The organism is Agrobacterium sp. T29, assembly GCF_006970545.1.
Classification (GTDB): Bacteria; Pseudomonadota; Alphaproteobacteria; order Rhizobiales; family Rhizobiaceae; genus Agrobacterium; species Agrobacterium leguminum.
The window spans coordinates 741,868-765,472 of sequence record NZ_CP040640.1; the positions used below are offsets into that span (position 1 = coordinate 741,868).

The window sequence follows — 23,605 nt, forward strand, 5'->3', positions numbered from 1 at the left end:
CTTCGGGCCACCTTCTCCCCGGCGGGGAGAAGAAACAAGCCGCAACGCTGCAGGGTTCAGCCGCCCGATCTGCAACTTAAAACAGGAACAGCAATGTCACATCTCGTGGAAATAGACAGTGTGGACATGCGCTATGGCGGCTCCGCCGGCACGCTGGCCGTATCCGGTTTGAACCTGACGGTCGACAAGGGCGAATTTGCGGCCGTGGTCGGACCCTCCGGCTGCGGCAAGTCGACCCTGATGAAGCTGGTGACGGGACTGCACATTCCGCAGAAGGGCAATGTCATCGTTGCCGGGCGGCAGGTCACGGAGCCGGTTTCCATCGTCGGCATGGCGTTTCAGAATCCGACGATGCTGCCCTGGCGCACCACGCTTGAGAACATCCTGCTGCCGCTGGAGATCGTCGAGAAACATCGCCGACGCCTGCGCGCCCATAAAGCGGAATATGTCGCGAAAGCCGAGCGCCTTCTGGAAATCGTCGGCCTGAAGGGTTTTGGCTCGAAGTATCCGTGGCAGCTTTCCGGCGGTATGCAGCAGCGCGCCAATCTTTGCCGGGCCTTGATCCATGAGCCGGAACTGCTGATGCTGGACGAGCCTTTCGGCGCGCTCGATGCCTTCACCCGCGAGGAATTATGGTGCGTCATCCGCGACCTGCACGCCGCGCAGCGCGTCACCATCATCCTCGTGACCCATGATCTGCGCGAGGCGACATTTCTGGCCGACAAGATTTTCGTGATGAGCGCAAGGCCGGGCCGGGTGCTGGCGGAACACCGCGTGCCGTTTGCCCGCCCGCGCCAGCTCGATATCATGTATGACAAGGGTTTCAACGACATGGTGCAGGAACTGCATGGCGAGATCGCGCAGGCGAGGGTGGCGGCATGAGCGCGATCATGGAAGGCACCGTTGCGGCCGAGCCGCGCAAGCCGCTGATTGCCCGCGTCAACTGGGTGAAAGCCGCCCCCTGGCTTTATACGCTGGCGCTTTTCGTGTTGTGGGAACTGTTGGTCTACGCGCTGAAAATGCCGCCGACCATTCTGCCGTCACCGGTAAGGGTCGGACAGGCCATCGTGCAATATTGGTCGCCGATCTGTAAGAATTCGCTGCAGACGCTTTATACCACGACGCTGGGTTTCGCCATTGCGGTGGCCGCCGGTCTCGCCATCGGCCTGTTCATCGGCTGGTCCAAAACCATCTATGCCGGGCTCTATCCGCTGATGATCGGCTTCAACGCCATCCCGAAAGTGGCGCTGGTGCCGATCCTCGTCATCTGGTTCGGCATCGGCACGGTGCCTGCCGTGTTGACCGCCTTCCTGATCTCTTTCTTCCCCATCGTCGTCAACGTCGCGACCGGGCTTGCCACCATAGAGCCGGAAACGGAAGATGTGCTGCGGGCGCTTGGCGCAAAGAAGATGGACATCATGCTGAAGGTCGGCATTCCGCGCTCCATGCCCTATTTCTTCGGCTCGCTGAAAATCGCCATCACGCTCGCTTTTGTCGGCTCGGTGGTGTCGGAAACCGTCGCCTCCAATTACGGCCTCGGCAACATGATGAGTTCGGCGCAGAGCCAGTTCAATGTGCCGCTCGTCTTTGCCGGCCTGCTGATGCTCGCGGTGGAAGGCATCGTCATGTATGCGATCATGGCCTGGCTTGAAAAGCGCATGACCGGCTGGGCGCATCGCTCCACCATGGGGCAATAAGGAATGCAGCACGGGCATGAAGAATATGCCCGTGCCGGAATGTCGTGCGAAGTTAATGCGCCGCCATTTCTTCCACGATATCGCCGCCGTCCATCAGGAACGGGTAATAGGTCGGCCAATTGGTCACTTCGTCCAGCAATGCCTTGCGGTCGTTGCCCCAGTAGAGATGGTAATGGCCCGCCTTGACCGGGGCGATGGAGTGGTCGCTGAACTGGATAAATTGCGGTGCGGCCTCGTCGCCGCCGGTTTTCTTGAAGATGTAGCGGACACCGCGATTGCCCTTCTTGTAGGTCAGGATTTCATGGCCATCGCTGACATAGGTGCCTTCAGCGGGTTTGCCGTCCTTATAAAACGCCACGCTGTCGCTCTTGATGACGATGCGGTTCACATCGGTTTTGTAACCGATTTCGTAATAGGCGCGGTACTCCGCCGCCGTCTTGTCGCCATGCGCCGCCTTTTCGGCCATGACGGAATCGAGCGAGCCGTTCAGCAGGTAGGGATAGACCGACTGCCAGTCGCCTTCCCAGTCGGAAAGCGTGCGTGTCTTCACCTGCGCATCCTCGAAATAACCCTTGTAGATCTGCTTTTCAGCCTCGGTCATCTGGTGGCCGTGATCGTGCCCATGGTCGTGGCTGTGGGCAGCGGATTTGTCGCCACCGGCAGCCATTGCCGCGGTCGCCGCCAGCAGCAGGGAACCAAGTGCGACGGCGCCGGTGACGCGGGTGAGTATCTTCTGCATTGTTTCGGCCCTCTCATATCGATAAAGATAGTTACGTAATAACATTACGTACCGACCTATAGAGGCCGCATTCGCGGGATGCAAGTGCGCGCTCCCACGTGGCGCAACGAAAAAGCGCGATGGCTGTTGCGGCCACCGCGCTTGAAAAAAGGGGAGACGTGAGGTCTCAGGCTGGCTGGGCGCTCAATTCCGCCTTGCGCTCGTCGAAGGCGAGTTTCATGGCTTTCGTCACATCGCGGGTCGTCGCGAAATAAGTGTCGCTGCGCACCCAGTAGCGCAATTTGACGGTGGCGCTGTCGGCGCTGACCGAATCGACGAAGGTGACGGGGGCGGGGTCCAGCAAAACCCGGCTCTCCGAGCGCACGACTTTCATCAGCATATCCTGTGCGGCCGCCAGATCCTCGTCATTCTTGACCGTCAGGCTCAGTTCGTGACGGCGCGAGGGAAAGCGGCTGTAATTGGTGATCGGCACGTTCCAGAGCGTGGAGTTGGGCGCGAGACGGTAAAGTCCGTCGCTGGTCTTCAGCTCGGTCGCAAACAGCCCGATCTCGATCACCGTGCCGCTGACCGTGCTGGTCTCGATATATTCGCCGACGCGGAAGGGGCGCAGCACCAGAAGCATGATGCCGGCGGCAATATTCTGCAGCGTGCCCTGCAACGCAAGGCCAATGGCCAGACCGGCGGCGCCAAGGGCGGCGAGGATGGAGGCGGTCTGCACCCCGAACTGGCCAAGCACCATGACCAGCACCAGAATGAGAACCAAATAGCGGATGGCGCCGGCGAAGAAACCGGCAAGCGTCGCATCGAAACCGCGAATGCGCGACAGGCCCTGAAATGCCCAGCGTTGCAGGAAGGTGGCGGCCAGCCAGCCGATGATCAGCAGCAGAAGCGCACCGACTACCGAGAAGGAATATTGCACCGCAAGCGCGCTTGCCTGCTGCAACGCCGCCTGCGATGCGACGATGATATCCGTTGCCTGTTGTTCCATGAATTATCCTGTGATTTTCATTGCTCTTCAGGGTTGGTAACGACTGGACGCCGTGAGGGTTCCGCCAAAACGGCCTCAGCCGCCAAGCGGCAGCACGAAGGGCACGTTACCATCCGTATCCGCGCCCCTGCCGATTTTTTTGATCGCCGCCACCAGCCTGCCCTCGCGCCCGAGCAGACGGTCGCCGATGGCGATGATGCGGGCATTGGGCGTGGCATAGGGCGAGACGGCGCGCAGGCGCAGCGCAAGCTCCATCTCATCCTGATCCGGATAAAGGCTGAGCGCGGCGATGACGGCGGCGGCGGGTGAGCGGGAAACGCCCATCCAGCAATGGATGAGCAGCGGCGCGGACTGGTCCCATTCGCGGGCAAAATCGATCAGTTTCAGCACATGTGCATCGTCAGGCGCGATGAGATCGGCGGTGCCCTTGAATGCGATGTCGTTCATGGCAAGCGTCAGATGCCGGTCTGCGGCAATGACGGCGGGGCGGTGAAAGGACTGCTCTTTGGCGATCAGCGTCACCATTTCGCGGGCCTTGTGTTTGACGGCCATCTCCGCGATCCGCGACAGTGGCGATACGACAATGGCCGTCATGTCGCACTCCCCGTTTTGACGGCACGCATCGCCTCGATCGCCTCGAAACGTTCGATGAACAGCTTTTGCGCTTCGGTTGAGGGCAGGGGCGTCATGTCGAACATGTCGCGGGTAATGCCGCGCGGCAGGCCGAAGAACTTCTGCGCCTCGGCGGTGGAAAAACCGGCAAGCTCCGTCGCCTCGAAAAAGGCGGCGACCGTATCGGCCTTCTTGATGCGGTCCTTCAATTCGCGCGATGCATGCGGCGGCAGGCCGAAACGCAGATGCACGGCGGCTTCCAGCCGTTTTTCCACGGTCTTGTAACCGCCGCCGACCACGGATTTGAACGGCGAGATCATGTCGCCGATGACATATTCCGGCGCATCGTGCAGAAGCGCCATCTGCATGTCATCAGGCGTCGCGCCTGTGCACATGCGGCAGAAGATGGTCTCGACGATGAGGCAATGCTGAGCGACGGAAAAGGCGTGGTCGCCGCGCGTCTGGCCGTTCCAGCGGGCGACACGGGCAAGGCCATGGGCGATATCGGCGATTTCCACATCGAGCGGCGAAGGATCGAGCAGATCGAGCCGCCGGCCGGACAGCATGCGCTGCCAGGCGCGCGGGCTTTTTGCAGGAGCCACTCTCAGTCCTCCGCCCGCGCTGCCGGATCGGCCGCCGGGAAGGAAAGGCCGCTCCAGGCGGGCAGGGCCACGGTCACGGGAACAGTCTCCGCCAGAAGCGGCGTGCCGGATGCGAGCGCATCGGCAATGCGGTCGATCCGAACGATGGCAAGCGCCCTGTTGCCGGAAACGGTTCCGAGCGTGCCGACCGGTTTTCCATCGGCGGTAATCTCCGTCCCACTGGCGGGAAGCGCGCCTTCGGCCGAAACGGTGACGACGCGGCGTCTTGCCGTACCGCGATGTTTCATGCGCGAGACGACTTCCTGACCGACAAAGCAGCCCTTCTTAAAGGAAACGCCGTCATTCACATCCATCAGCACATCATGCGGAAAAGCATCCTGCAGCGCATAGTCCCGGCCGGATTCGGCAATCCCATGCTCGATACGGAGCGCATCATAGCCCGCGATGTCGCCGGATGCGGACGCGCCCGGTATACGGTAAAGATCGATGCCGGCCTTGGCGAAACGGCCGTCTTTGATGCCTACCGTCGGCGCAGTCCCGTTCCAGAAAACGCTCACGCCTTCGACCGTCTCGGCTTTGAGATCGACCGGTGCGCGCAGCTTGTACATGGTCAGGCGGCGCAGCAGCGCGTCCTGTTCGGCGGCGCCCGTCTCGATCAGATAATCCTCACCATCGCGCCAGATCAGGAAATCGAACAGGATCTTGCCCTGCGGCGTCAGAAGGGCTGCGGCCCGTGCTTCGCCTTCCGGCAGGTTTTCAACATCTGCGGTGATGAGGTTGTTCAGAAATTCCTCGGCGCCGGTGCCGGAAACCCGGATCAGGCGGCGGTCGGCAAGAAGGGCGGAAGGCATGGCGTCACCGTTCGGTTCGTCGAGACTCTGTGATCTCCGGCAAGAAGCAGATGCGCTTTGCCGGAATGCTCATTCCGCACAGTTAGGATTTTTGCCAGAGAACGGCAAGCACCGCGATGCGATCAATCGCCGGCGGTGAAGAACTTCCACTTGCCATCGGGCGAAATGCCGACCCGGTAGAAGCTGTAATTGCCATATTCCTGCATGTCGGCCAGATCGCCCGCCGTGATGATGCGCAAAAGCTCCACCTTTTCCGGCGCAGTCAGCGTATTCAGCGGCTTTCCGGCGAAATAAGGGAAAACATAGGCTTCGTCAGGCGTGCCGGCATCGATATGGGCATAACCGGTCGATAGCAGGTCGATGATGATCGCCAGCACTTCCAGCCCGTCAGGATCGCCGGAATAGCTTTTCAGCGCCGCAATCGGGTCTTCGCCGTCATTGCCGTCGATGCGGAATTCTTTCTGGCCGGCGGCGATGAAGGGCCGCAGCTTTTCGATATCGCCGGAGGCGGCGGCATCGATGATCTGCTGGCGCAGCTTGCGCACGGGTTCCGGCGCCTTGGAAATGTCGTGCTCGATCACAACGGACATTTCAGGCGTGTTGTCGGGCTTGGAGGACTGCTGGTTCGCCTGATTGGCGGAACGGTCCACCAGCGGGTCGGGCAGGGGAATGCCTTCCGAATCGCCTTCGATCTCGTCCGGCTCGGCAGGCTGGGCCTGCTGCGGCTCACCGCCATTCTCAGCCTTCGGCTCGCTTTCGGTGTTCTGCGCCGGCTTCAGCTCGGAAAGGGCAAAGGCGCGGCCTGGCATGCCAATCGGCCCGGCGGTCAGGGCAAGCAGGATGGACAGCAGGGCGGAAGAGCGCAAAAGCCCCTTGCTCAGGCAAGACATGATAGACCCCGGCTTTACTGTATTACCCGCTGCGGCGAAAATTCGCCCTGAAGCATGCGCTGGCGCAGCGATTCCAGCATTGCTTCAGCGCCGGCCTCGCCATGGATACGGATGGTTTCGCGCATGGCCAGAGCGATGGCGGCATCGGCGATGATCTCCGGCTCGATGCCGTCGGCCATGCCGTCAGCCCATGCCTCGTTCTGGTGTTCCAGAGCGACCTGCATCTTTTCATGCACGATCATATCGTCGATTTCGTTACGGCTTGTCTGCATCTTTCATCCTCGACAGGGCGGGCAAGTCCTTACCACCCTGTTAACAACACTAGCAGCCTTTTATCAAAACGGCACGGCCTGCGGCGAAAAGAGGTTAATAATCCTCTAATTTCCGAACCGGGACGCGATTTCCTGCGCGAGTGTTGCCCCTTCGTTACGGTAGTTCTCTTCTGCCATGATGGCGGCGCGTGTGCAACTGGTGTGGATGGCCGCAAAGGAGCGGTATCCACGGTTGAATGCAGCCGTCATGCGCTGACGTCGTTCAGGTTCGTTGGCCGTGTCCGCAGCCAGAAGATCGCTCATCGATCTGCGCCAGTCCTCCGGTCCGGAAGAAGGGCACAGGGTTCTGAGATATTGCACCGCGCCCAGTATCTCCGACAGCCGTGCGAGCTTGTCGTCATAAGGGGCGGGCTTGGGCGGCGCGGCTTCCGCCGGACGCACCTCGGAACCGGATTTCGAAGGCTGCGCATAAGCGACGCCCTGCTGTCCGGCGATGGCAAGCATTGTCAGAAAAAGAGACAGGAAGATGGTTGGCCGTATCAAAATTCTATTCTGCCCCACACATACTCGTGAACTATTGGCTCGTGACCATCCGGCGGGCGGATCAGCCCTAGATAATAGCGATTCTGGCTGGCTGGCAATCATGCAAGCAGGCGTTCGGCGCATTCGACGACGCTTTCCGGCGCCGGCAGAAGGCGGATTTCCGCCAATGTGTACCAGCCCGCATCCGCCGCATCGTCGCCGACAGTCACGAGCGGATCGGCATCGGTCTCCACGGTGAAGACCGACAGGAAATAATGGCTCGTCAGCACCCCTTCGGCGTCGCGGGAGGGAAGATCGTATGTCGCGAAAAGCTGCGGTCTGCGCGCCACGATACCGGTTTCCTCGTGCAATTCGCGCAGCGCCGTTTCGGCCGGCGTTTCGCCGTCTTCGCCGCGACCGCCCGGAAAGGCGAACATGTCCTTCGAAGGCGGGTTGGTGCGGCGCACGAGAAGCAGCCGGTCGCCGTTCCTGACGATGGCGGAGGAGGCGGGGCGGGGCTTGATACGGAGGGTCATGAATGGTTTCGCTTGTTTCGGCCGTTGCTGGCCTGTCTATAGTGGTACGTGGCTCGGAAAAATCGATTCCGGTTTCCGTGCCGATGCTTATAGTCCGGAACTGGCGCGATTGTGCATGCTAAAGACGGTGGAATGAAGGTCTATCTCATCTATGTTCTGGCGGCTCTTGCCGAAATTGCCGGCTGCTTTTCCTTCTGGGCCTGGCTGAAACTCGGCAAGACCGGGTGGATATTGCTGCCCGGCATGGTGGCGCTGGCCGCTTTCGCGTGGCTTCTGACTCTGGTTCCGACAGAGGCGGCGGGCAGGGCCTATGCCGCCTATGGCGGGATTTACATTGCCGCTTCGCTCTTCTGGCTCTGGAGCGTGGAAGGCCATGCGCCGGACCGGTGGGATATTGCCGGCGGCGCCGTCTGCCTTGCCGGTACCGCCATCATCCTGTTCGGGCCAAGGGCCTAGAAGATTTCCGGTGAACAATGCTCAAGGAGAAGGCCATGTGCGGACGTTTCGTGCTGAAGGCGACGCCGGAAGAGATCGCCGATTATCTCGATCTGATCGGCCTTGAGGAATTTCCCGCCCGTTTCAACATCGCGCCGACGCAGCCCATTCTGGTCGTGATGGAGGGGGAGCGGCAGGAGCGCGGCAGCAACCTGCCCAATCGCCGGGCCGTGCTGGTCCGCTGGGGTTTTCTGCCGGGCTGGGTGAAGGACCCGAAGGATTTTCCGCTGCTCATCAATGCGCGGTCGGAAACCGCAATCGGCAAGGCCTCCTTCCGCGCCGCCATGCGCCATCGCCGCGTTCTCGTTCCGGCTACCGGCTTTTACGAATGGCGACGCCCGCCGAAGGAGGAGGGCGGCAAACCGCAGCCCTATTTCATCCGCCCGAAAAGCGGCGGCATCGTCGCCTTCGCCGGTCTCATGGAAACCTGGTCTTCCGCCGATGGTTCGGAGGTCGATACCGGTGCGATCCTCACCACCGCCGCCAATGCCGCGATCGGCCGTATTCACGACCGCATGCCTGTTGTCATCGCGCCCGAGGATTTCAGCCGCTGGCTGGATTGCAAAACCCAGGAGCCGCGCGAGGTCGCCGATCTGATGAGGCCGGCTCAGGATGATTTTTTCGAGATGATCCCGGTATCGGACAAGGTCAACAAGGTCGCCAATGTCGGCGCGGATCTCATCGAACCGGTGCCGGAAAGCGCGCCGCTGGCGAAGATCAAGCCGGCAAAGGACGAAGGGCAGATGTCATTGTTTTGAAGAATGGCCTGCGCATTTGCGCATAATCGTTTGAGCTGGAAGTCGCCGCATATTTCTTCTCCCCGCCGGGGAGAAGATGGCCCGAAGGGTCAGATGAGGGGGCTACGGAACAGACATGCGGAGAGCTTGCCCCCTCATCCCGCTGCCGCGACCTTCTCCCCGGCGGGGAGAAGAAACAAGCGGCACGCGCTCGATCCCACACAAGACTATCTTGTTCAGAAAACTTAGCCGTTCCGCCCGATCTTCTGCAGGCCTTCCTGAATCATGATGTCGGAATAAACGCGATTGCGGCCATTCGCCTTGGCGAGATAAAGCAGCTGGTCCGCCGCATTCAACTGGTTGTCGAAGGGTTCGCCCTTTTCGATCTCCACGACGCCGAGCGAAATCGTCAGGGCGAGGCTGCTGCCGCTCAGCTGCCGGCCGTTCTTTTCCACCTGTCCGCGCAGCTCCTCGCAGAACTGATAGGCGGCGCGTGCATCCAGCCCGCGCAGGAACACGGCAAACTCCTCGCCGCCAAGGCGGGCGGGAATGTGGCGTTGCTCGCCGCACATGTCATGCAGCAGTTCTGCCAGTTTTTTCAGCGCCCTGTCGCCGGCATCGTGGCCCAGCGTGTCGTTGATCTTCTTGAAATGGTCGATGTCGAGAATGGCGACGGCGCCGCTTTCGTCATTGCCGTTGATGACATCCATCAGCGCCCGCGTGCGCTCGAAGAAGGAGCGGCGGTTCGGCAGGCCGGTAAGATGGTCGCGTTCGGCCAGTTCGCGCAGGCGTTTGAGCTGCTTCAACGTCTCGATATTGTTATCGATGCGGCACTGCAATTCTTCCGGCACGAAGGGGCGGTAGACGAAATCCGAAGCGCCGGCCTTCAGGAAGCTTGCCGAAAGCAACCGGTCTGTGGAGGACGATATGCCAATCACCCGCAAATCTTCGGATGAGCGGCTGTCGCGGATGCGGCGCGTCAGCTCATAGCCGTCCATATCGGGCATATGGTAGTCGGTGATGACAAGCTGGATCGTCGGATCCTGCGATAGAATTTCCAGCGCCTGCTTGCCGGAATGGGCCTCGCTGACCCTGAAATTTTGCCGCTCCAGAATTTCCACGAGACCGGAACGGGCCGTGCGCACATCATCGACGACCAGAACGGAGAAGAGCTTGTTGCTCAAAATCCGCTGGACCGTTCTGACCACCGCATCGACGGTGCGATGGCCGTCCTTGACGATGTAATCGATGATCTTCTTTTCAGCGTAGCGCTTGCGCGCCTCCTCATCCACCGTGGCGGTGAAAACGATGGCCGGCACCTTACGCTCGGATAGAAGTGCGAGAATTTCGCCCTTCGGTGCATCGGGCAGGTTAAGGCCCGTCAGCGCCAGCGTGAAATTATGGGCCTGCATGAGGGTATCGGCCGCGGCCATGCTGTCGCAATGGACGACCTCGGCTTCCGTTTCTTCCGAAAGCCGCGTCTTCAGCAGCATGGAAAGAGCAACGGAATCTTCAATCAGAAGGATTTTATCCTGCATGGCCGTCCCAAGCCCCCCTGGCCTGTCTTCACAATCTTCCCTCAACGCCGAATATTCGTCATCCGCATGTCTGCGGATTCGAAAGCCGGCTTATGCATTGTTGTGGAAAAAAATGCGGAATAGAAAAGTTCTTTTGTATTCACTAATCTATACGTCGGTGTTCGTATAGCCTTCTTGTGGAAGGCGAGCTTTTTACTACACTTTCGTTGCAGCTTCGTTACAGAAGGCTGCCGATTTTATGAATGACTGACGCTCTGCGGTTTAGCGGCAGTGCTTGAAACAAAAACGGCGCCCGGAAAAGGCGCCGCGTGATTGTCGATTTTCCGTTGGGAACGTTCCATTTTCCGGGCAGTCCGCAAAATTCGAAAAATCAAAAAATCGAATATTTTCAGGCGGTTTTGGCGGTAGGCTTGCGCTTCAGCATCAGGGCTGCGGCCGCAACGGCCTTCAGTCCGAGCGGGCGGTAGTGGCTGTTGAGGTCGGGCTTCGCCTGCGGCTGCGCCTTCGTCTCGTTCGTCATTTCTCTCTCTCCACAATTCACGCCAATCGCCGTTGCGATGCGTGTGAGCCACTTCTTTCGCGGCTAATCTTGACGGATTCGAGGCGAAGAAAAACGAAGCCGGCTTTTCAGGCTGCGACATTTTGCGTCACATCCTGCGCCGGCTTGTGCGAGAAAAAATAAACCTGCGGTTTTAAATGCCGCGGTCGAGGCCGTTGCCGCCATTGGCGTCGTCATGCACGTCTTCCTCGATGGTCAGCGTGCCGTAGCGGCGGTGCCAGAGGCGGGCGCTGATGGGAATGAAGACGAGATAGGCGGCAACCGTCAGAACCAGAACTTCCCAGGTGAAGCTCATCAGCATGGCCACATAGAGCACGACGACGAGGATCATCGGCAGCACCAGATCGCGGCGAATGCGGCTGGTGCCCGATTTCCCCGACCAGACCGGCAGGCGGCTGATGAGGAGATAACCGATCAGCACCGTATAGGCGGCGGCGACATAAGCGAAGGGCTTGTCCGGCTCGACGCCGAGGAAACCGAGATAAACCGGCAGCAGCACCAGCATGGCGCCCATCGGGGCGGGAACGCCCACGAAGAACTCATTCTGCCAGGGCGCCTTCACCGGCCGCTCGATCATGACGTTGAAACGCGCCAGGCGCAGGCCGGCGGCGATGACGTAAATCAGGGCGGCGATCCAGCCGATGGAGCGCGCCTGGTCGAGAAGGTAGGCATAGACCACCAGCGCAGGGGCGACGCCGAAATTGACGATATCGGCCAGCGAATCCATCTGCTCGCCGAATTTGGATGTCGCCTTCATCATGCGGGCGATGCGCCCGTCTATGCCGTCGAGGAAGGCGGCGAGCAGCACCATGCCGACGGCCAGCTCGAAGCGACCCTCGATGGCGAGACGCACGCCGCTCAGGCCCGCACAGATGGCCAGAACGGTGATGAGATTGGGAACGACGAGGCGAAAGGGAATTTCCCTCAGCCGCGGTCCACGGCCGCTGTCGCTGCGGCCCTCTGGTTTGCCGTTCTGTTGCGGCTCGGCGATCGGCGTTTCCATGCGCATGCCCTTCCTGTTTCCGTCAGCCGCGACGGCTGACGACCGGACCCTTGGCGGAGCCGAATTCGGCGAGCACGGTTTCACCGGCAATCGCCGTCTGGCCGACCGATACACGCGGCTCGAAACCTGCGGGAAGGAAGATATCGAGGCGCGAACCGAAACGGATAAGACCGAAACGCTCACCGGCATCGACTGGTTCATTCGGCTTTACCCAGCAGACGATGCGGCGTGCAACCATGCCGGCGATCTGCACCACGCCGACCTTGCCGTGCGACGTTTCGATGACGAGGCCGTTGCGCTCATTGTCTTCGGAAGCCTTGTCTACTTCGGCATTGAGAAAGAGGCCGGGACGGTAGGCGACATTGACGATGCGGCCGCGCACCGGCGAACGGTTCACATGGCAGTTGAACACGTTCATGAACACCGAGATGCGCACCAGCGGCTCCTTGCCGAGTTCCAGCTCCAGCGGCGGAACGACGCTCTGCACGGCGGAAACCTTGCCATCGGCCGGGCTGATGATGAGGTCGTCATCCTGCGGCGTGACGCGCTCGGGATCGCGGAAGAAATAGGCGCACCAGGCCGTCAGCACCAGACCGACCCAGAACAGCGGTTCGGCGATCCAGCCGAGCACCAGCGATGCGACGAAGAAGGCCGCCACAAAGACATAACCTTCCTTGTGGATCGGTACGATGGTGTTGCGAATGGTGTCGAACAGATTCATGAGATTCCTTGCTCCGGTTTCCGTCTGTCGCGTCTATATGTGGTCGTGATACGACACGATCCAAACGGCAATGCGACAAATTTTGCCTAGCTGGTTACAGCCAAAAGGGCCGCCCGGCAATGGTGGGGTTCGCCCGTCGGCCCTGTTACCCCGGGGTACAGCCATCAATGGGCGGGTTCCCCGCGGTCGATGACACCCAGATCGTCGGTTTCGCGCACATGGCGCAGCATTTCCTCCGCCCGGATCGCCTCGCGCTGGCGGCTCCACATCGAAGCGTAGAGGCCGTTCTGCCCCATCAGCGAGCTGTGCGTGCCGCGTTCGGCGATCTGCCCTTCCTTCAATACGATGATCTCATCCGCGCCGATGACGGTGGAAAGGCGGTGGGCGATGACCAGCGTGGTGCGGTTCTTCGAGACGATGTCAAGCGCGCTCTGGATTTCCTGTTCCGTATGCGTATCGAGCGCCGAAGTCGCCTCGTCGAGAATGAGGATCGGCGGCGCCTTGAGGATGGTGCGGGCAATCGCCACGCGCTGTTTTTCCCCGCCGGAAAGCTTCAGGCCGCGTTCGCCGACCATGGTGGCGTAACCTTCCGGCAGCTTGCCGATGAAGGCGCTGATCTGCGCCGCATCCGCCGCCGCCCTCAGTTCCTCGTCGGTGGCCGAGGGACGGCCATAACGGATGTTGTAGGCGAGCGTGTCGTTGAAAAGCACGGTATCCTGCGGCACCATGCCGATCACCGAGCGCAGGCTCTTCTGCGTCACATCGCGAATATCCTGCCCATCGACGGTGACGGAGCCTTCCTGAATATCGTAGAAACGATAAAGCAGCCGCGAGATCGTCGATTTTCCCGCACCCGAAGGGCCGACGATGGCCACCGTCTTGCCGGCCGGCACGTCAAAGGAAACACCCTTCAGGATCGGTCGTTCGGGGTCATAGGCGAAATGCACGTCGCGGAAGGAGATCGCGCCGGGTCCGGCTGCGAGCGGTTTTGCATCCGGCCTGTCTGTGACTTCCGCCTCCACTTCGAGAAGATCGAACATCTGTTCGATGTCGGTCAGGCCCTGGCGGATTTCGCGATAGACGAAACCGATGAAATTGAGCGGCACCGAAAGCTGCAACAGCAGCGCATTGACGAAGACGAAATCGCCGATGGTCTGTTCGCCGCGCTGCACGGCAAGCGCCGACATCACCATCATGACGGTGGAGCCGATGCCGAAGATCACGCCCTGGCCGAAGTTCAGCCAGCCGAGCGAGGTCCAGATCGAAATCGCCGATTTTTCGTAACGCTCCATGGCGACGTCGAAACGCCGCGCCTCCATCTCCTCGTTGCCGAAATATTTGACGGTCTCGAAATTCAGAAGCGAGTCGATCGCCTTGGTATTGGCGTCGGTGTCGCTGTCGTTCATGGCCCGGCGAATGCCGATACGCCAGTTGCTGGCCCGCACGGTGAACCAGATATAGGCCCAGACCGTGATGACCGTGACGAGCACATAGGAAAAACCGTAGGAGGCCCAGAAGATGATCGCCGTCAGCAGGAATTCGATGAAGGTCGGCGCGGTGTTGAGAATGGTGAAGCGGACAATGGTTTCGATGCCCTTGGTGCCGCGCTCGATGACCCGCGACAGTCCGCCGGTCTTGCGCTCCAGATGGAAACGCAAAGAAAGCCGGTGCATGTGCACGAAGGTCCTGTAGGCGAGCTGGCGCACCGCATGCTGGCCGACGCTGGCGAAAAGCGAATCGCGCAGCTGGTTGAGCCCCACCTGTATCAGCCGCGTCAGATTATAGGCGATCACCAGCGCGACGGCGCCGAGCAGGACGGCGGGAACAAGCCCTGCCATGTCCAGTCGGCCGTTCAGCGCATCGGTCGCCCATTTGAAGAAATAGGGAACGGAGATCAGCACCAGCTTGGCGACGATCAGGTACACTGTGGCCCAGATCACCCGCATCTTCAGGTCCCACCGTCCCTCCGGCCACATATAGGGCCAGAGATTGATCAGCGTCTGGGTGGGATTGCTGGAATCCGCCGAAATGGTTTTTTTCTTCGTGGCCATCATTCGCTCCGGTCACTGCCGGAAGCCGACAGCAGGGCGGCGGCTTTGGTCAAGCCGCCGCGCGTGTCACAGATAGGGTCGTTGCGGGTTCACCGCAACGCTTCAAATGCTCAGGAGCCGCCCTTCAGCCGCTTGCGGTGAAGTTCTTCCGCATTCGGCAGCGCCTCTTTCGGCACGCCGAAAATCTGGCCGGGCTCGATCAGATCGGGGTTTTTGATCTGATCTTCGTTGGCGAGGTAGATCGTGGTGTAACGCACGCCCTGACCGTAGACGCGACGGGAAATCTGCCACAGCGTATCGCCACGGCGAATGATGACGCTGTTCTGGCTCTCGGCAAGCGGTGCCTGCTCGAAGGTCTGCGGGCCGGCGGGCGCCTGTGGCGCGGGAGCAGCGGGTGCCGTGATGTGGAGTTCGGCCAACCGGCTTGCCAGCGAGGCGATACCCTTGCCGATTGCCGTCACATCGTTCGGCCATGCTTCAACGGATGTCAGCAACTGACGCGCCTTGGCGGTGATATCGCCCGCAAAAGCGGTGAAGGCGGGTTCGGTCGCGGCTGCGGTGCGGAATTCCGAAAGCGACTTGAGACCGATGACGACGGCGGAGCGGCCGGCAATGGCCTGATCGAGCGCCGGCGTGGCCTGATCCTTGTAAAGATTGGAAAGAATGCCGAAGGCCTTGGCGACATCGGTGCGCAGCTTTTCGAAAGCGGCGCGGTCGCTTGCCGTGCTCTGGTTTTCGGCCGGCGCCGCAGTCGTGGTCGCTGACGACGAAGCGGACGGTGTCTGCATGGCGACGGTAGCCTGATCGGTCTGCGGCCGCTCGAAGGGAACGCGCACGCGCACCTTCGCGGTGCCGTCGGCATTCAGTTCCTCGACGGTGATGATGTGGCTGCCGACGCTAAGATCGACATCGCCTTCGACGACGAAATGGCCGGAGGCTTCCGTGATGCTCTTGCCGATTTCCCTGTCATCGACCAGCGCGCGCACCGTCGAACCGGCGGGCGCGGAACCCGCGACGAAAATCTTCGATCCCTCGAACTCGACGGCGGTGACCTGAACGCTCGACGTCAGCGGGGCCGTAGCGGACGGAGCCGCAGTACCGGCGAGCGGTGCGGAAGCGGTGTTGGCGCTGGTTTCGGACGTTGCCGCAGGCTGTTGCGACGGCGCGGCTTGCGGCTGAAGCGCCGGAGGAGCCGCCTCCGGCATGGCCAGCACGCGGCTTGCCTTGCCGGGCTTGGAAACCATGGCCAGAAGTTCGCCCGTCTTGCCGTCAGGCACGGAAACCGTTGCCACTTCTTCGGATTGCGTCGCCTTGCCGCTGGCATCGGTCGAACGCAGCACCAGCTCGTGATCGCCCGGGGGGAGCGGATTGTCGAAAACGGCGGCGAAATCGCCGGTGCCGTCGATGGTCGTCTGGGCGACCACCTTGCCGTTGCTCAAGATTTCGAGCTTTGCGCCGGGCTGTGCCTTGCCGGCAATCACGGCCGAACCGTCCGGCTCGACGCGCAGCACGTCGAAAGTCGGCGTGGCGGCAGACGATTGTGCCGCATCGGCGGGTGCTGCGGCCGGTTTTGCCGGTTCGGGCGCGCCGTCGTCGGTGCCGGCGAAAACGCCTGCCAGACGACGCACCTGTGCCGCTGCCGCCGCCGCATTGTCGGGCAGGCCGCGCAGGAACGCCGTGGTGCGCTCGGCGGCCGTGCGGGCGGTGGTGATGAGGCGCGACGTCGTTTCGTCCAGCGACTCTGGGATTTCGATATTCGTCAGTTCCTTGAGCGAGGTCTCGACCTTCTTGCGCGCCGCCGCGAAATCAGCGTCGGAGGGAACCTTGCTATCGGCGAAAAGCGTCGTCAGATCCTTGATCGACTGGGTGGCGGAAGCCGCCAGCCGCCCCACCTTGTCGGCGATATTGGCGGTTTCCTCGGCGGCGTCGGAGAGGATGTCGCCCGCCTTGTCGGCGCCCATTTCAACGCTGTTCTTCACGGCGTTGCCGGCTTCGTTGATGGCGTCGCCGATCGGTTTGCCGTCGTTTGAAATCCGCGGCAGGACGAAAAAGATCATGAGCAGGGACGCAACGCCCAGCACGATCAGCGCCAGCAAACCGGCCTTATTGTTTTTCATCCTGGAATCTCCGGGTATTTCAAGCTTTTCACACGAGTTGAGATTGCTAGCGTCTTACCTTGCGCCAGACAAGCGGCGAGTGGCCAAAAGGCCATATTTGCAAGGGATTTCCCAAATTTTCTTGACGTGCCGCATCGCACATAGTTCCTTCCCTTCATGACGGACAAAAATACAGCGATTCGATCCATCTGCGTTTATTGCGGCTCCCAGCCCGGACGTGATCCGGCCCATATGGAAGCGGGCCGCGCGCTTGGGAAATCCATTGCCGAAAACGGCATTCGCCTCGTCTATGGCGGCGGCACCAAGGGCATCATGGGCGCAGTTGCCAGCGGCGTTCTTTCCAATGGCGGCGAAGTGACCGGCATCATACCGGAATTTCTGGTCGATATGGAGGCGACGCGCCATTCTCTCGGACAATTGAACGAGCTTGTCATCACCAAGGACATGCATGAGCGCAAACATATGATGTTCGAGCGCTCCGATGCCTTCGTGACATTGCCGGGCGGTGTCGGCACGCTGGAGGAGATCGTCGAGATCATGACCTGGGCGCAGCTCGGCCGCCATGCCAAGCCGATGGTCTTCGCCAATATCAACGGTTTCTGGAACCCGATGCTGGAACTGGTGCAGCACATGCGCGATCAGGGTTTCATCCACCGCGCGCATCTTCTCAACCCGCTCGTCATCGACGAGGTGAAGGATATCGTGCCCGCCATCATCGACCGGGCGCTGGCGCAGCAGAACCCGGAAGGCGATCCTTCGGTGATTTCCCGCCTCTAGGCCGGGACGGCGAAAAGCGTAAGCGGTTTTCGCCTTAAATTCCGGTCTGTTCATCCTGATCGGCGCGACGATTGTTAACGGCCGCCCGGGCGGCTCGTTACAATTTTAAATGTATATTAATACAGATTTAACGGCGGCATCGTTCCGCCCGCTCTTTTCATGGCCCCACGACTGATCATGTGCCAGCCTCAATAAGGCGTTGGTTGTCGCGGAATTCGTTTCGCCGCCATGAGAGTGGGTGTCATCGGGAAATGATTGCTTTTGTGGTGCGGCTCAAAAGCCGGGCGCATTTTATTATTCAGAGAAATTCCGCGAAGGGCAGGGAGGCGCTCCTCGGTTCCGCCGCCCGCCGCAGGGTCGATGCGCGCATGAGGCTCGGCATCCTGATCGCCGTCTTCGTCGCCATCTATGGCGTCGTCGCCGCGCGTCTCGTCCAATACGGTCTTGCCGAACCGGTGGCGACCGCATGGATCAATACCGGCGCAAACGCCGTCGCCTCCCGGCCGGATATTGTCGATCGCAACGGCACGCTTCTGGCGACTGACCTCAACATGGTCTCGCTCTATGCGGATCCGCGCCGGATCGTCGATCCGGATGAGGTGGTGGAGAAACTCGCGACCGTTATCCCCAATCTCGACTGGCGTGAAACGCATCGCCGGTTGCGCTCGGATACCGGTTTTCAGTGGCTGCGACGGCAGCTGACGCCGCGGCAGCAGGCGGATATTCTCAATCTCGGAATACCGGGCATCGGCTTCCGGCCGGAAAAGCGAAGGTTTTATCCGGGCGGCCCCACCGCTTCGCACATTATCGGCCACGTCAATGTCGACAATCAGGGGCTTGCCGGCATGGAGCGTTACCTCGACCAGCAGGGCCTGGCCGATCTGCGCGCCGTGGGTCTTGCCAGCGGCGCGCCGCTGGAGCCGGTGCGGCTCTCCATCGATCTCAGGGTACAGAACATCGTCCGCGAAGTGGTCGTGAAGGCGAAAAGCGCCTATCAGGCCGAAGCGGCAGGTTCGGTGATCCTCGATGTCGAGACAGGCGAAGTGCTGGCCATGGCCTCCGTGCCGGATTACGATCCGAACGAGCCTTCCCGCACCCTTGCCGATGGCAGCATCGACAAGGAGTACGAAAAGGGCTGGTTCAACCGGATGAGCAACGCCACCTTCGAGATGGGCTCCACCTTCAAGAGCTTTACGCTCGCCATGGGGCTGGATGCCGGAGCGATCACGCTGGGTTCGGTGGTGGATGCGTCGCGGCCGATCCGCATGGGCGGCTTCACCATCAAGGACTTCAAAGGCCGGAACCGGCCGCTCTCCATTCCGGAAGTGTTTCAATATTCATCGAATATCGGCACGGCGGCGGTGGCCGACAAGGTCGGTGTCGAAGGCCACCAGCAGTTCCTGACGAAGCTCGGGCTGCTTACCAGAATGGACACGGAAATGCCGGGGGTGGCGACACCCACCCAGCCGAAAAACTGGAAGAAGATCAATTCCGTCACCATCTCCTTCGGCCATGGCGTCGCCACCACGCCGTTGCAGACGGCGGTGGCCGCTGCCGCGCTGATCAATGGCGGCAACCTGATTTCGCCGACCTTCCTGCCGCGTTCGAAAGAGGCTGCCGCATCGGTCGCGCGCACCGTCATCAACGACAGGACGAGCGCCGATATGCGCTACCTGTTCAACTGGAACGGCATCAAGGGTTCCGGCCGTGGCGCGCAGGTGGAAGGATTTCATGTGGGCGGCAAGACCGGAACCGCCGACAAGGTGATCAATGGCCGTTACGCCAAGGATATCAATTTCAACGCCTTCGTGGCCGGTTTTCCCATGCACAAGCCGAAATATGTCGTGCTGACGATGATCGACGCCCCGAGGACCGGCGTGAACGGCGGGCGCACGGCGGCCTCCACCGCAGCCCCCATGACCCGCGAAATCATCGCCCAGACAGCGGGCCTTCTCGGCGTCAAACCGCGTTTCGGTTACGATGCCAACCCGCAATTGCTGGTGGATTATTGACGCCACTTCTCCCCATTCCCGTGATGAGCAAAGGAATGAGGGACGCAGCCCGGATTACCGCTTGAGCCGCAGCAGGCTGGAGCCGGTATAGATCGCCAGCGCCACCCAGATCATCGCAAAGGCGGCCATGCGCACCATGTCGAACGGCTCCTTGAAGACGAAGATGGCGATGAGGAAGATCATCGTCGGCGCGATATATTGCATGATGCCGATGGTCGACAGCCGCAGCAGTTTCGCGCCATTGCCATAGAGGATGAGCGGCACGGCCGTGATGAGCCCGCTTGTCGCCAGAAGCCAGGTATCGGCGGAATTGCCGCCCATGAAATGCGCCTGTCCGTTGAAGGCAAGCCAGATCATCACCAGCACAGCGGGGATGGACAGAAGCATGACTTCCAGCAGGAAGCCCTGCGTCGCGCCAATCGGCAAAGTCTTGCGGAAAAAGGCGTAAAAACCCCAGGACACGGTGAGTGCGATGGACACCCAGGGCAGGCTGCCCGCATGCCAGGTGAGGATGGCCACCGCCAGCGCCACGAGGCCGATGGCGGCGATCTGCGCCGGATAAAGCTTTTCCTTGAGCAGAACCGCACCGAGGAAAATGCTGAACAGCGGATTGATGAAGTAGCCAAGCGCGGCATCGAGCGCGCGACCTGCGCCAATCGCCCAGATATAGACGCCCCAGTTGATGCTGATGAGGATGGCCGTCAGGCTGGCCATCGCCAGCATCTTCGGGGTTCTGAGCGCGGTTCTGATTTCCGCCGTGCGCCCGAGCGCAATCAGCACGACCGCCGCAATCGGCACCGACCAGACGACGCGATGGACGATGACCTCGATCGGCGAAATATGCGCAACCGCCTTCATGTAAAAGGGAAGAAACCCCCAGAGCAGATAAGCGGAAAGCGCGAAAGCAAAACCGCGCGCGCTGTCGCCGCCCTCCTGGGCCGGGAGCGATTTGTCGAGTGCCATGGGGAGTACCGCCAATTGTTCGGATAGCGTTTTATAACGGATCGCCACAGTGGCGGCCAATTCATTTCCGTGAAGGGTCCATGAGAAAAACTGCATGAATAAAAGGCGCGCTGCCCTTGAAATGGGCTGCCCCGCGACGGGAGGACATGATTCACGCAGGAAGCCCCGCGTGAATCATTGTCTTATCCGGCCGTCGCAAGGCGCTGAAAGGACTGGTTATTTCCCGGCAAAACGGTCGTTGGCGCGGATCAGTTGGTCAAGAATGCCCGGCTCGCTCATCGCGTGTCCGGCCGCCTCGACGATATGGAAATCCGCCTTCGGCCAGGCCTTGGCCAGCTGCCAGGCATATTTCAGCGGGCAGGGCATGTCATAACGCCCATGAACGATGACGCCGGGGATATCTTTCAGTTTGCCGGCGTCGCGCAGCAATTGCCCTTCCTCCAGCCAGCTGCCATTGACGAAGAAGTGGTTCTCGATGCGGGCGAAAGCGATGGCGTATTTATCCTCGCCGAAATCCTCGACCCGGTCGGGATCGCTGACGAGCGAGATGGTCGCCCCTTCCCACTGGCTCCATGCCTTGGCGCATTCGAGTTTCTTCGCCTCGTCGGTGCCGGTGAGATAGCGGTTATAGGCCTGCATCATCTCGCCGCGTTCGGCCTGCGGGATGGGTGCGATGAATTTTTCCCACTGATCCGGATACATTTCGGAAACGCCGAACTGGTAGTACCAGTCCAGTTCCGGCCTGGTGACGGTGTAGATGCCGCGCAGAACCAGCTCGCTGACGCGGTCGGGATGGGTCTCGGCATAGGCGAGCGCCAGCGTCGAGCCCCAGGAACCGCCGAAAACCAGCCATTTTTCGAAGCCGCAGAGTTCGCGCAGCCTTTCGATATCGGCAACGAGATGCCATGTGGTGTTGGCTTCAAGCTCCGCATGCGGCGTGGAGCGGCCGCAGCCGCGCTGATCGAACAGGATGACGTCGTAAAGGGCGGGATCGAAAACGCGGCGATGCGTGGGGTTCACCCCGCCGCCCGGACCGCCATGCAGGAATACCGCCGGTTTTCCACCGCGCGTGCCCACCCGTTCCCAATAAATCGTGTGGCCGTCCCCGACATCGAGCATGCCTGTCTCGAAGGGTTCGATCTCGGGGTAAAGGCCGCGCAATTCTTCGGTCATGGGTCATCGTCCTTCGCTGGCCATTCGGCCGTATCATGGTCCGGGTGCTGGCAATTTTTCACCCGAGGGGGAGGGCTATCCGTTGCAGGTTCCGGCTCGACCGGCAAGCCATCGAGTGCGCCGAACCAGTGCATTTTGCCGGCGAGATTGGATTGCGCCTCGGGTCTTACCCGCTGGGGTTCGTCCAGAGAACCGAGGGTGATATTGATGAAATCGGCGCCTGGCATGTCGTAGAACAGCGGCGTGCCGCATCGGCCGCAGAAACCGCGGCGCACGTGATCGGAGGACTGGAACCACGCCGCTTCGCCACGGGTCATTTCAAACTGCGTAAGCGTACTTGCGGCAAGCGGCATGAAATAATTGCCCGATGCCTTCTGGCACATGCGGCAATGGCACAGATGCGGATAACGAAGACCGCCTTCTATCCGATAACGCACCGCGCCGCATTGGCATCCGCCGCTGAAACCCTCGGCCCCGCTCATGCGCGACCGTCTTCCGGCGGCCAGACCTGCGTGTCGTGATCCGGGTGCTGATAGGAGGTGATCTCCGCCTCGTCTACGCCCTGTTCCACGGCCGGTTTGCCGAACAGCTGCTCGATCCACGGCATGCGCTTGTGGAAATTGACCTGCACCTGCGGCTCGATCCGCTCGGGCTCATCGAAAGCGCCGATGGCTATCTCCACGCCGCCGGGATAATGATAGGTCAGCGGCGTGCCGCATTTGTTGCAGAAACCGCGATGGATTTTTGCCGAGGAGCGGAAGAGGGACGGCTGGCCGCGCGTCCAGATCAGATGCGCCTGATCGGCGCTGACCAGCGCGCCGAAGAAATTGCCGAAATGTTTCTGGCACATGCGGCAATGGCAGATGGAGGCCCGGCCAAGCTTGCCCGCATGGAAACGCACGGCGCCGCACTGGCATCCGCCGGAAAATTCCGCTTCGCTCATCATCTGTTCTCCGGTGGCCAGTTTTCAGTGTCGTGGTCGGGATGCTGGTAGGAAACGAGATCGGCGAGGTAATCCACCTGCGTCAGGTCGTCTTCGGTGGCAACGGCAGGCAGCGTGTGAAGCGTGTCGACGAAATCGATCTTGCGTTCCACTCCCCACTGAATGGTCGGCGGCAACGCGGCGGGATCGTCAAAGGCCCCGGCCGCCACCGCCACACCGTCAGGCGCTTCATAAGTCAGCGGAGTTCCGCATTCAGGGCAGAAACCGCGCTTGACGACGCTGGAGGACTGGAAGCGTTTCGGCTCTCCCCGCGTCCATTCGAATTCCACGCCGCGCACCGAAACCAGCGGCGCGTAATAGGCCCCGAAAGCCTTCTGGCACATGCGGCAATGGCATATGGAACTGTCTTTCAGTTCACCGGAGGCGCGAAAACGGATCGCGCCGCACTGGCATCCGCCGGTATATGTCGTCATGCTCGGTCCTCCTTCACCGTTCGGATAATGTGGAGACAGACATTGTCGATGTCTCTGAGGATATCCTCGTTCCAGAAACGGAGGACTGTCCAGCCAAGTTCCTCAAACGTGCGTGTTCTCTCTCGGTCATAGGCTGCCGCAGCGTCGTCCGCGTGCTGAAACCCGTCCAGTTCGACAATGATCTTATGCGAGGGGCAAGCGAAATCAACGATATATCCGGCGACCGGTAGCTGGCGTCTGAAAGACATGCCGTCAAGGCGGTGAGCGCGGACGGCGTTCCAGAACTTCAGTTCTGCGTCGGTCATGGCCTTTCGCATCTGTCGGGCGTGTGACC

At 60.9% G+C, this 23,605-nt stretch carries 27 protein-coding genes; 6 read left to right on the forward strand and 21 right to left on the reverse strand.

All coding sequences use genetic code 11. The features are described from left to right. Positions 1–93 precede the first annotated feature (93 nt). Together FGF54_RS03815 and FGF54_RS03820 are read left to right on the forward strand one after the other, a co-directional pair. Positions 94–882, forward strand: a complete 789-nt coding sequence (locus FGF54_RS03815; protein ID WP_003520663.1) for an ABC transporter ATP-binding protein — start codon at positions 94–96, stop codon at positions 880–882. Continuing rightward, positions 879–1,697: an ABC transporter permease gene (locus tag FGF54_RS03820; protein WP_142778968.1), complete on the forward strand. Its 819-nt coding sequence runs from the start codon at positions 879–881 to the stop codon at positions 1,695–1,697. The genes FGF54_RS03815 and FGF54_RS03820 overlap by 4 nt, the downstream gene beginning before the upstream one ends. A 52-nt stretch (positions 1,698–1,749) precedes the next feature. Here FGF54_RS03820 and FGF54_RS03825 read toward each other — a convergent pair whose 3' ends face one another. The 9 genes from FGF54_RS03825 to FGF54_RS03865 form a co-directional block, all read right to left on the reverse strand. Further along, positions 1,750–2,436, reverse strand: a complete 687-nt coding sequence (locus FGF54_RS03825) for a metal-binding protein ZinT (RefSeq protein WP_003520665.1) — start codon at positions 2,434–2,436, stop codon at positions 1,750–1,752. 166 nt (positions 2,437–2,602) lie between these two features. Then, positions 2,603–3,424 carry a mechanosensitive ion channel family protein gene (locus FGF54_RS03830; RefSeq protein ID WP_142778969.1) on the reverse strand — a complete coding sequence of 274 codons (822 nt, stop codon included), beginning with the start codon at positions 3,422–3,424 and terminating at the stop codon, positions 2,603–2,605. Between the two features lie 75 nt (positions 3,425–3,499). Next, on the reverse strand, positions 3,500–4,018 hold the full coding sequence (locus FGF54_RS03835) for a tyrosine phosphatase family protein (RefSeq protein ID WP_142778970.1): 519 nt from the start codon (positions 4,016–4,018) through the stop codon (positions 3,500–3,502). Next, positions 4,015–4,638: a YfbR-like 5'-deoxynucleotidase gene (locus tag FGF54_RS03840; RefSeq protein WP_035260757.1), complete on the reverse strand. Its 624-nt coding sequence runs from the start codon at positions 4,636–4,638 to the stop codon at positions 4,015–4,017. The genes FGF54_RS03835 and FGF54_RS03840 overlap by 4 nt, the downstream gene beginning before the upstream one ends. A gap of 2 nt (positions 4,639–4,640) precedes the next feature. Beyond that, positions 4,641–5,489, reverse strand: coding sequence for a folate-binding protein YgfZ (locus FGF54_RS03845; RefSeq protein ID WP_142778971.1), 849 nt, complete (start codon positions 5,487–5,489; stop codon positions 4,641–4,643). A gap of 122 nt (positions 5,490–5,611) precedes the next feature. After that, a complete protein-coding gene (locus FGF54_RS03850; protein WP_142778972.1) occupies positions 5,612–6,379 on the reverse strand; it encodes a hypothetical protein in 768 nt (255 codons plus the stop codon). A gap of 14 nt (positions 6,380–6,393) precedes the next feature. Next, positions 6,394–6,651: a hypothetical protein gene (locus FGF54_RS03855; RefSeq protein ID WP_003501987.1), complete on the reverse strand. Its 258-nt coding sequence runs from the start codon at positions 6,649–6,651 to the stop codon at positions 6,394–6,396. A gap of 105 nt (positions 6,652–6,756) precedes the next feature. Continuing rightward, positions 6,757–7,194 (reverse strand): TIGR02301 family protein, encoded by a 438-nt coding sequence (locus FGF54_RS03860; protein ID WP_142778973.1) that lies wholly within the window; start codon positions 7,192–7,194, stop codon positions 6,757–6,759. 98 nt (positions 7,195–7,292) lie between these two features. Continuing rightward, positions 7,293–7,709 carry an NUDIX hydrolase gene (locus tag FGF54_RS03865; RefSeq protein WP_142778974.1) on the reverse strand — a complete coding sequence of 139 codons (417 nt, stop codon included), beginning with the start codon at positions 7,707–7,709 and terminating at the stop codon, positions 7,293–7,295. Between the two features lie 132 nt (positions 7,710–7,841). Between FGF54_RS03865 and FGF54_RS03870 the strand changes: the two genes are divergently transcribed. Next, complete coding sequence (locus FGF54_RS03870) at positions 7,842–8,165, forward strand: YnfA family protein (protein ID WP_059752367.1); 324 nt, start codon at positions 7,842–7,844, stop codon at positions 8,163–8,165. A 35-nt stretch (positions 8,166–8,200) separates the two neighbouring features. Next, on the forward strand, positions 8,201–8,962 hold the full coding sequence (locus FGF54_RS03875; RefSeq protein ID WP_142778975.1) for an SOS response-associated peptidase: 762 nt from the start codon (positions 8,201–8,203) through the stop codon (positions 8,960–8,962). Positions 8,963–9,186: 224 nt separating this feature from the next. On the opposite strand, the gene FGF54_RS03880 is transcribed toward FGF54_RS03875, so the two are convergent. The 6 genes from FGF54_RS03880 to FGF54_RS03900 all read right to left on the reverse strand — a co-directional run bounded on the left by FGF54_RS03880 (position 9,187) and on the right by FGF54_RS03900 (position 16,930). Further along, positions 9,187–10,479, reverse strand: a complete 1,293-nt coding sequence (locus tag FGF54_RS03880; protein ID WP_020811513.1) for a PleD family two-component system response regulator — start codon at positions 10,477–10,479, stop codon at positions 9,187–9,189. A 388-nt stretch (positions 10,480–10,867) separates the two neighbouring features. Next, entirely contained in the window at positions 10,868–10,999 is a 132-nt protein-coding gene (locus FGF54_RS27705) for a hypothetical protein (protein WP_256366666.1), read from the reverse strand. A 172-nt stretch (positions 11,000–11,171) separates the two neighbouring features. Next, positions 11,172–12,041: a CDP-diacylglycerol--serine O-phosphatidyltransferase gene (pssA, locus tag FGF54_RS03885; RefSeq protein WP_035237101.1), complete on the reverse strand. Its 870-nt coding sequence runs from the start codon at positions 12,039–12,041 to the stop codon at positions 11,172–11,174. 22 nt (positions 12,042–12,063) lie between these two features. Continuing rightward, positions 12,064–12,762, reverse strand: a complete 699-nt coding sequence (locus tag FGF54_RS03890) for a phosphatidylserine decarboxylase (RefSeq protein WP_003520681.1) — start codon at positions 12,760–12,762, stop codon at positions 12,064–12,066. A 164-nt stretch (positions 12,763–12,926) separates the two neighbouring features. Further along, complete coding sequence (locus FGF54_RS03895; protein WP_142780127.1) at positions 12,927–14,813, reverse strand: ABC transporter ATP-binding protein/permease; 1,887 nt, start codon at positions 14,811–14,813, stop codon at positions 12,927–12,929. Positions 14,814–14,923: 110 nt separating this feature from the next. Continuing rightward, positions 14,924–16,930: a LysM peptidoglycan-binding domain-containing protein gene (locus FGF54_RS03900; protein ID WP_142778976.1), complete on the reverse strand. Its 2,007-nt coding sequence runs from the start codon at positions 16,928–16,930 to the stop codon at positions 14,924–14,926. A 156-nt stretch (positions 16,931–17,086) separates the two neighbouring features. On the opposite strand from FGF54_RS03900, the gene FGF54_RS03905 reads away from it, so the two are divergent. Together FGF54_RS03905 and FGF54_RS03910 are read left to right on the forward strand one after the other, a co-directional pair. Then, positions 17,087–17,707 carry a TIGR00730 family Rossman fold protein gene (locus FGF54_RS03905; RefSeq protein ID WP_003520687.1) on the forward strand — a complete coding sequence of 207 codons (621 nt, stop codon included), beginning with the start codon at positions 17,087–17,089 and terminating at the stop codon, positions 17,705–17,707. A 251-nt stretch (positions 17,708–17,958) separates the two neighbouring features. After that, positions 17,959–19,719, forward strand: coding sequence for a penicillin-binding protein 2 (locus FGF54_RS03910; protein ID WP_142778977.1), 1,761 nt, complete (start codon positions 17,959–17,961; stop codon positions 19,717–19,719). 54 nt (positions 19,720–19,773) lie between these two features. Here FGF54_RS03910 and rarD read toward each other — a convergent pair whose 3' ends face one another. The 6 genes from rarD to FGF54_RS03940 form a co-directional block, all read right to left on the reverse strand. Further along, positions 19,774–20,682, reverse strand: coding sequence for an EamA family transporter RarD (gene rarD, locus FGF54_RS03915; protein ID WP_035237103.1), 909 nt, complete (start codon positions 20,680–20,682; stop codon positions 19,774–19,776). A gap of 216 nt (positions 20,683–20,898) precedes the next feature. Further along, positions 20,899–21,855, reverse strand: coding sequence for a prolyl aminopeptidase (pip, locus tag FGF54_RS03920; RefSeq protein WP_142778978.1), 957 nt, complete (start codon positions 21,853–21,855; stop codon positions 20,899–20,901). Beyond that, complete coding sequence (locus FGF54_RS03925; RefSeq protein WP_142778979.1) at positions 21,852–22,337, reverse strand: GFA family protein; 486 nt, start codon at positions 22,335–22,337, stop codon at positions 21,852–21,854. Before FGF54_RS03925 ends, pip begins: the two co-directional genes overlap by 4 nt. Then, positions 22,334–22,798, reverse strand: coding sequence for a GFA family protein (locus FGF54_RS03930; protein ID WP_142780128.1), 465 nt, complete (start codon positions 22,796–22,798; stop codon positions 22,334–22,336). The genes FGF54_RS03925 and FGF54_RS03930 overlap by 4 nt, the downstream gene beginning before the upstream one ends. Continuing rightward, positions 22,798–23,271, reverse strand: a complete 474-nt coding sequence (locus FGF54_RS03935; protein WP_003520697.1) for a GFA family protein — start codon at positions 23,269–23,271, stop codon at positions 22,798–22,800. The genes FGF54_RS03930 and FGF54_RS03935 overlap by 1 nt, the downstream gene beginning before the upstream one ends. Continuing rightward, positions 23,268–23,576, reverse strand: coding sequence for an endonuclease domain-containing protein (locus FGF54_RS03940; RefSeq protein ID WP_246666953.1), 309 nt, complete (start codon positions 23,574–23,576; stop codon positions 23,268–23,270). Before FGF54_RS03940 ends, FGF54_RS03935 begins: the two co-directional genes overlap by 4 nt. Between the last annotated feature and the right edge of the window lie 29 nt (positions 23,577–23,605).

Coding starts and splice junctions, on each gene's coding strand:
- FGF54_RS03890 (WP_003520681.1), bottom strand. CDS start 12,762: ATGAATCTGTTCGACACCATTCGCAACACCATCGTACCGATCCACAAG.
- FGF54_RS03940 (WP_246666953.1), bottom strand. CDS start 23,576: ATGACCGACGCAGAACTGAAGTTCTGGAACGCCGTCCGCGCTCACCGC.
- FGF54_RS03905 (WP_003520687.1), top strand. CDS start 17,087: ATGACGGACAAAAATACAGCGATTCGATCCATCTGCGTTTATTGCGGC.
- FGF54_RS03870 (WP_059752367.1), top strand. CDS start 7,842: ATGAAGGTCTATCTCATCTATGTTCTGGCGGCTCTTGCCGAAATTGCC.
- FGF54_RS03910 (WP_142778977.1), top strand. CDS start 17,959: ATGATTGCTTTTGTGGTGCGGCTCAAAAGCCGGGCGCATTTTATTATT.
- FGF54_RS03895 (WP_142780127.1), bottom strand. CDS start 14,813: ATGGCCACGAAGAAAAAAACCATTTCGGCGGATTCCAGCAATCCCACC.
- FGF54_RS03875 (WP_142778975.1), top strand. CDS start 8,201: ATGTGCGGACGTTTCGTGCTGAAGGCGACGCCGGAAGAGATCGCCGAT.
- FGF54_RS03930 (WP_142780128.1), bottom strand. CDS start 22,798: ATGAGCGAAGCGGAATTTTCCGGCGGATGCCAGTGCGGCGCCGTGCGT.
- FGF54_RS03830 (WP_142778969.1), bottom strand. CDS start 3,424: ATGGAACAACAGGCAACGGATATCATCGTCGCATCGCAGGCGGCGTTG.
- pip (WP_142778978.1), bottom strand. CDS start 21,855: ATGACCGAAGAATTGCGCGGCCTTTACCCCGAGATCGAACCCTTCGAG.
- pssA (WP_035237101.1), bottom strand. CDS start 12,041: ATGGAAACGCCGATCGCCGAGCCGCAACAGAACGGCAAACCAGAGGGC.
- FGF54_RS03880 (WP_020811513.1), bottom strand. CDS start 10,479: ATGCAGGATAAAATCCTTCTGATTGAAGATTCCGTTGCTCTTTCCATG.
- FGF54_RS03815 (WP_003520663.1), top strand. CDS start 94: ATGTCACATCTCGTGGAAATAGACAGTGTGGACATGCGCTATGGCGGC.
- FGF54_RS03865 (WP_142778974.1), bottom strand. CDS start 7,709: ATGACCCTCCGTATCAAGCCCCGCCCCGCCTCCTCCGCCATCGTCAGG.
- FGF54_RS27705 (WP_256366666.1), bottom strand. CDS start 10,999: ATGACGAACGAGACGAAGGCGCAGCCGCAGGCGAAGCCCGACCTCAAC.
- FGF54_RS03835 (WP_142778970.1), bottom strand. CDS start 4,018: ATGACGGCCATTGTCGTATCGCCACTGTCGCGGATCGCGGAGATGGCC.
- FGF54_RS03855 (WP_003501987.1), bottom strand. CDS start 6,651: ATGCAGACAAGCCGTAACGAAATCGACGATATGATCGTGCATGAAAAG.
- FGF54_RS03925 (WP_142778979.1), bottom strand. CDS start 22,337: ATGAGCGGGGCCGAGGGTTTCAGCGGCGGATGCCAATGCGGCGCGGTG.
- FGF54_RS03935 (WP_003520697.1), bottom strand. CDS start 23,271: ATGACGACATATACCGGCGGATGCCAGTGCGGCGCGATCCGTTTTCGC.
- FGF54_RS03845 (WP_142778971.1), bottom strand. CDS start 5,489: ATGCCTTCCGCCCTTCTTGCCGACCGCCGCCTGATCCGGGTTTCCGGC.
- FGF54_RS03825 (WP_003520665.1), bottom strand. CDS start 2,436: ATGCAGAAGATACTCACCCGCGTCACCGGCGCCGTCGCACTTGGTTCC.
- FGF54_RS03850 (WP_142778972.1), bottom strand. CDS start 6,379: ATGTCTTGCCTGAGCAAGGGGCTTTTGCGCTCTTCCGCCCTGCTGTCC.
- FGF54_RS03900 (WP_142778976.1), bottom strand. CDS start 16,930: ATGAAAAACAATAAGGCCGGTTTGCTGGCGCTGATCGTGCTGGGCGTT.
- FGF54_RS03820 (WP_142778968.1), top strand. CDS start 879: ATGAGCGCGATCATGGAAGGCACCGTTGCGGCCGAGCCGCGCAAGCCG.
- rarD (WP_035237103.1), bottom strand. CDS start 20,682: ATGGCACTCGACAAATCGCTCCCGGCCCAGGAGGGCGGCGACAGCGCG.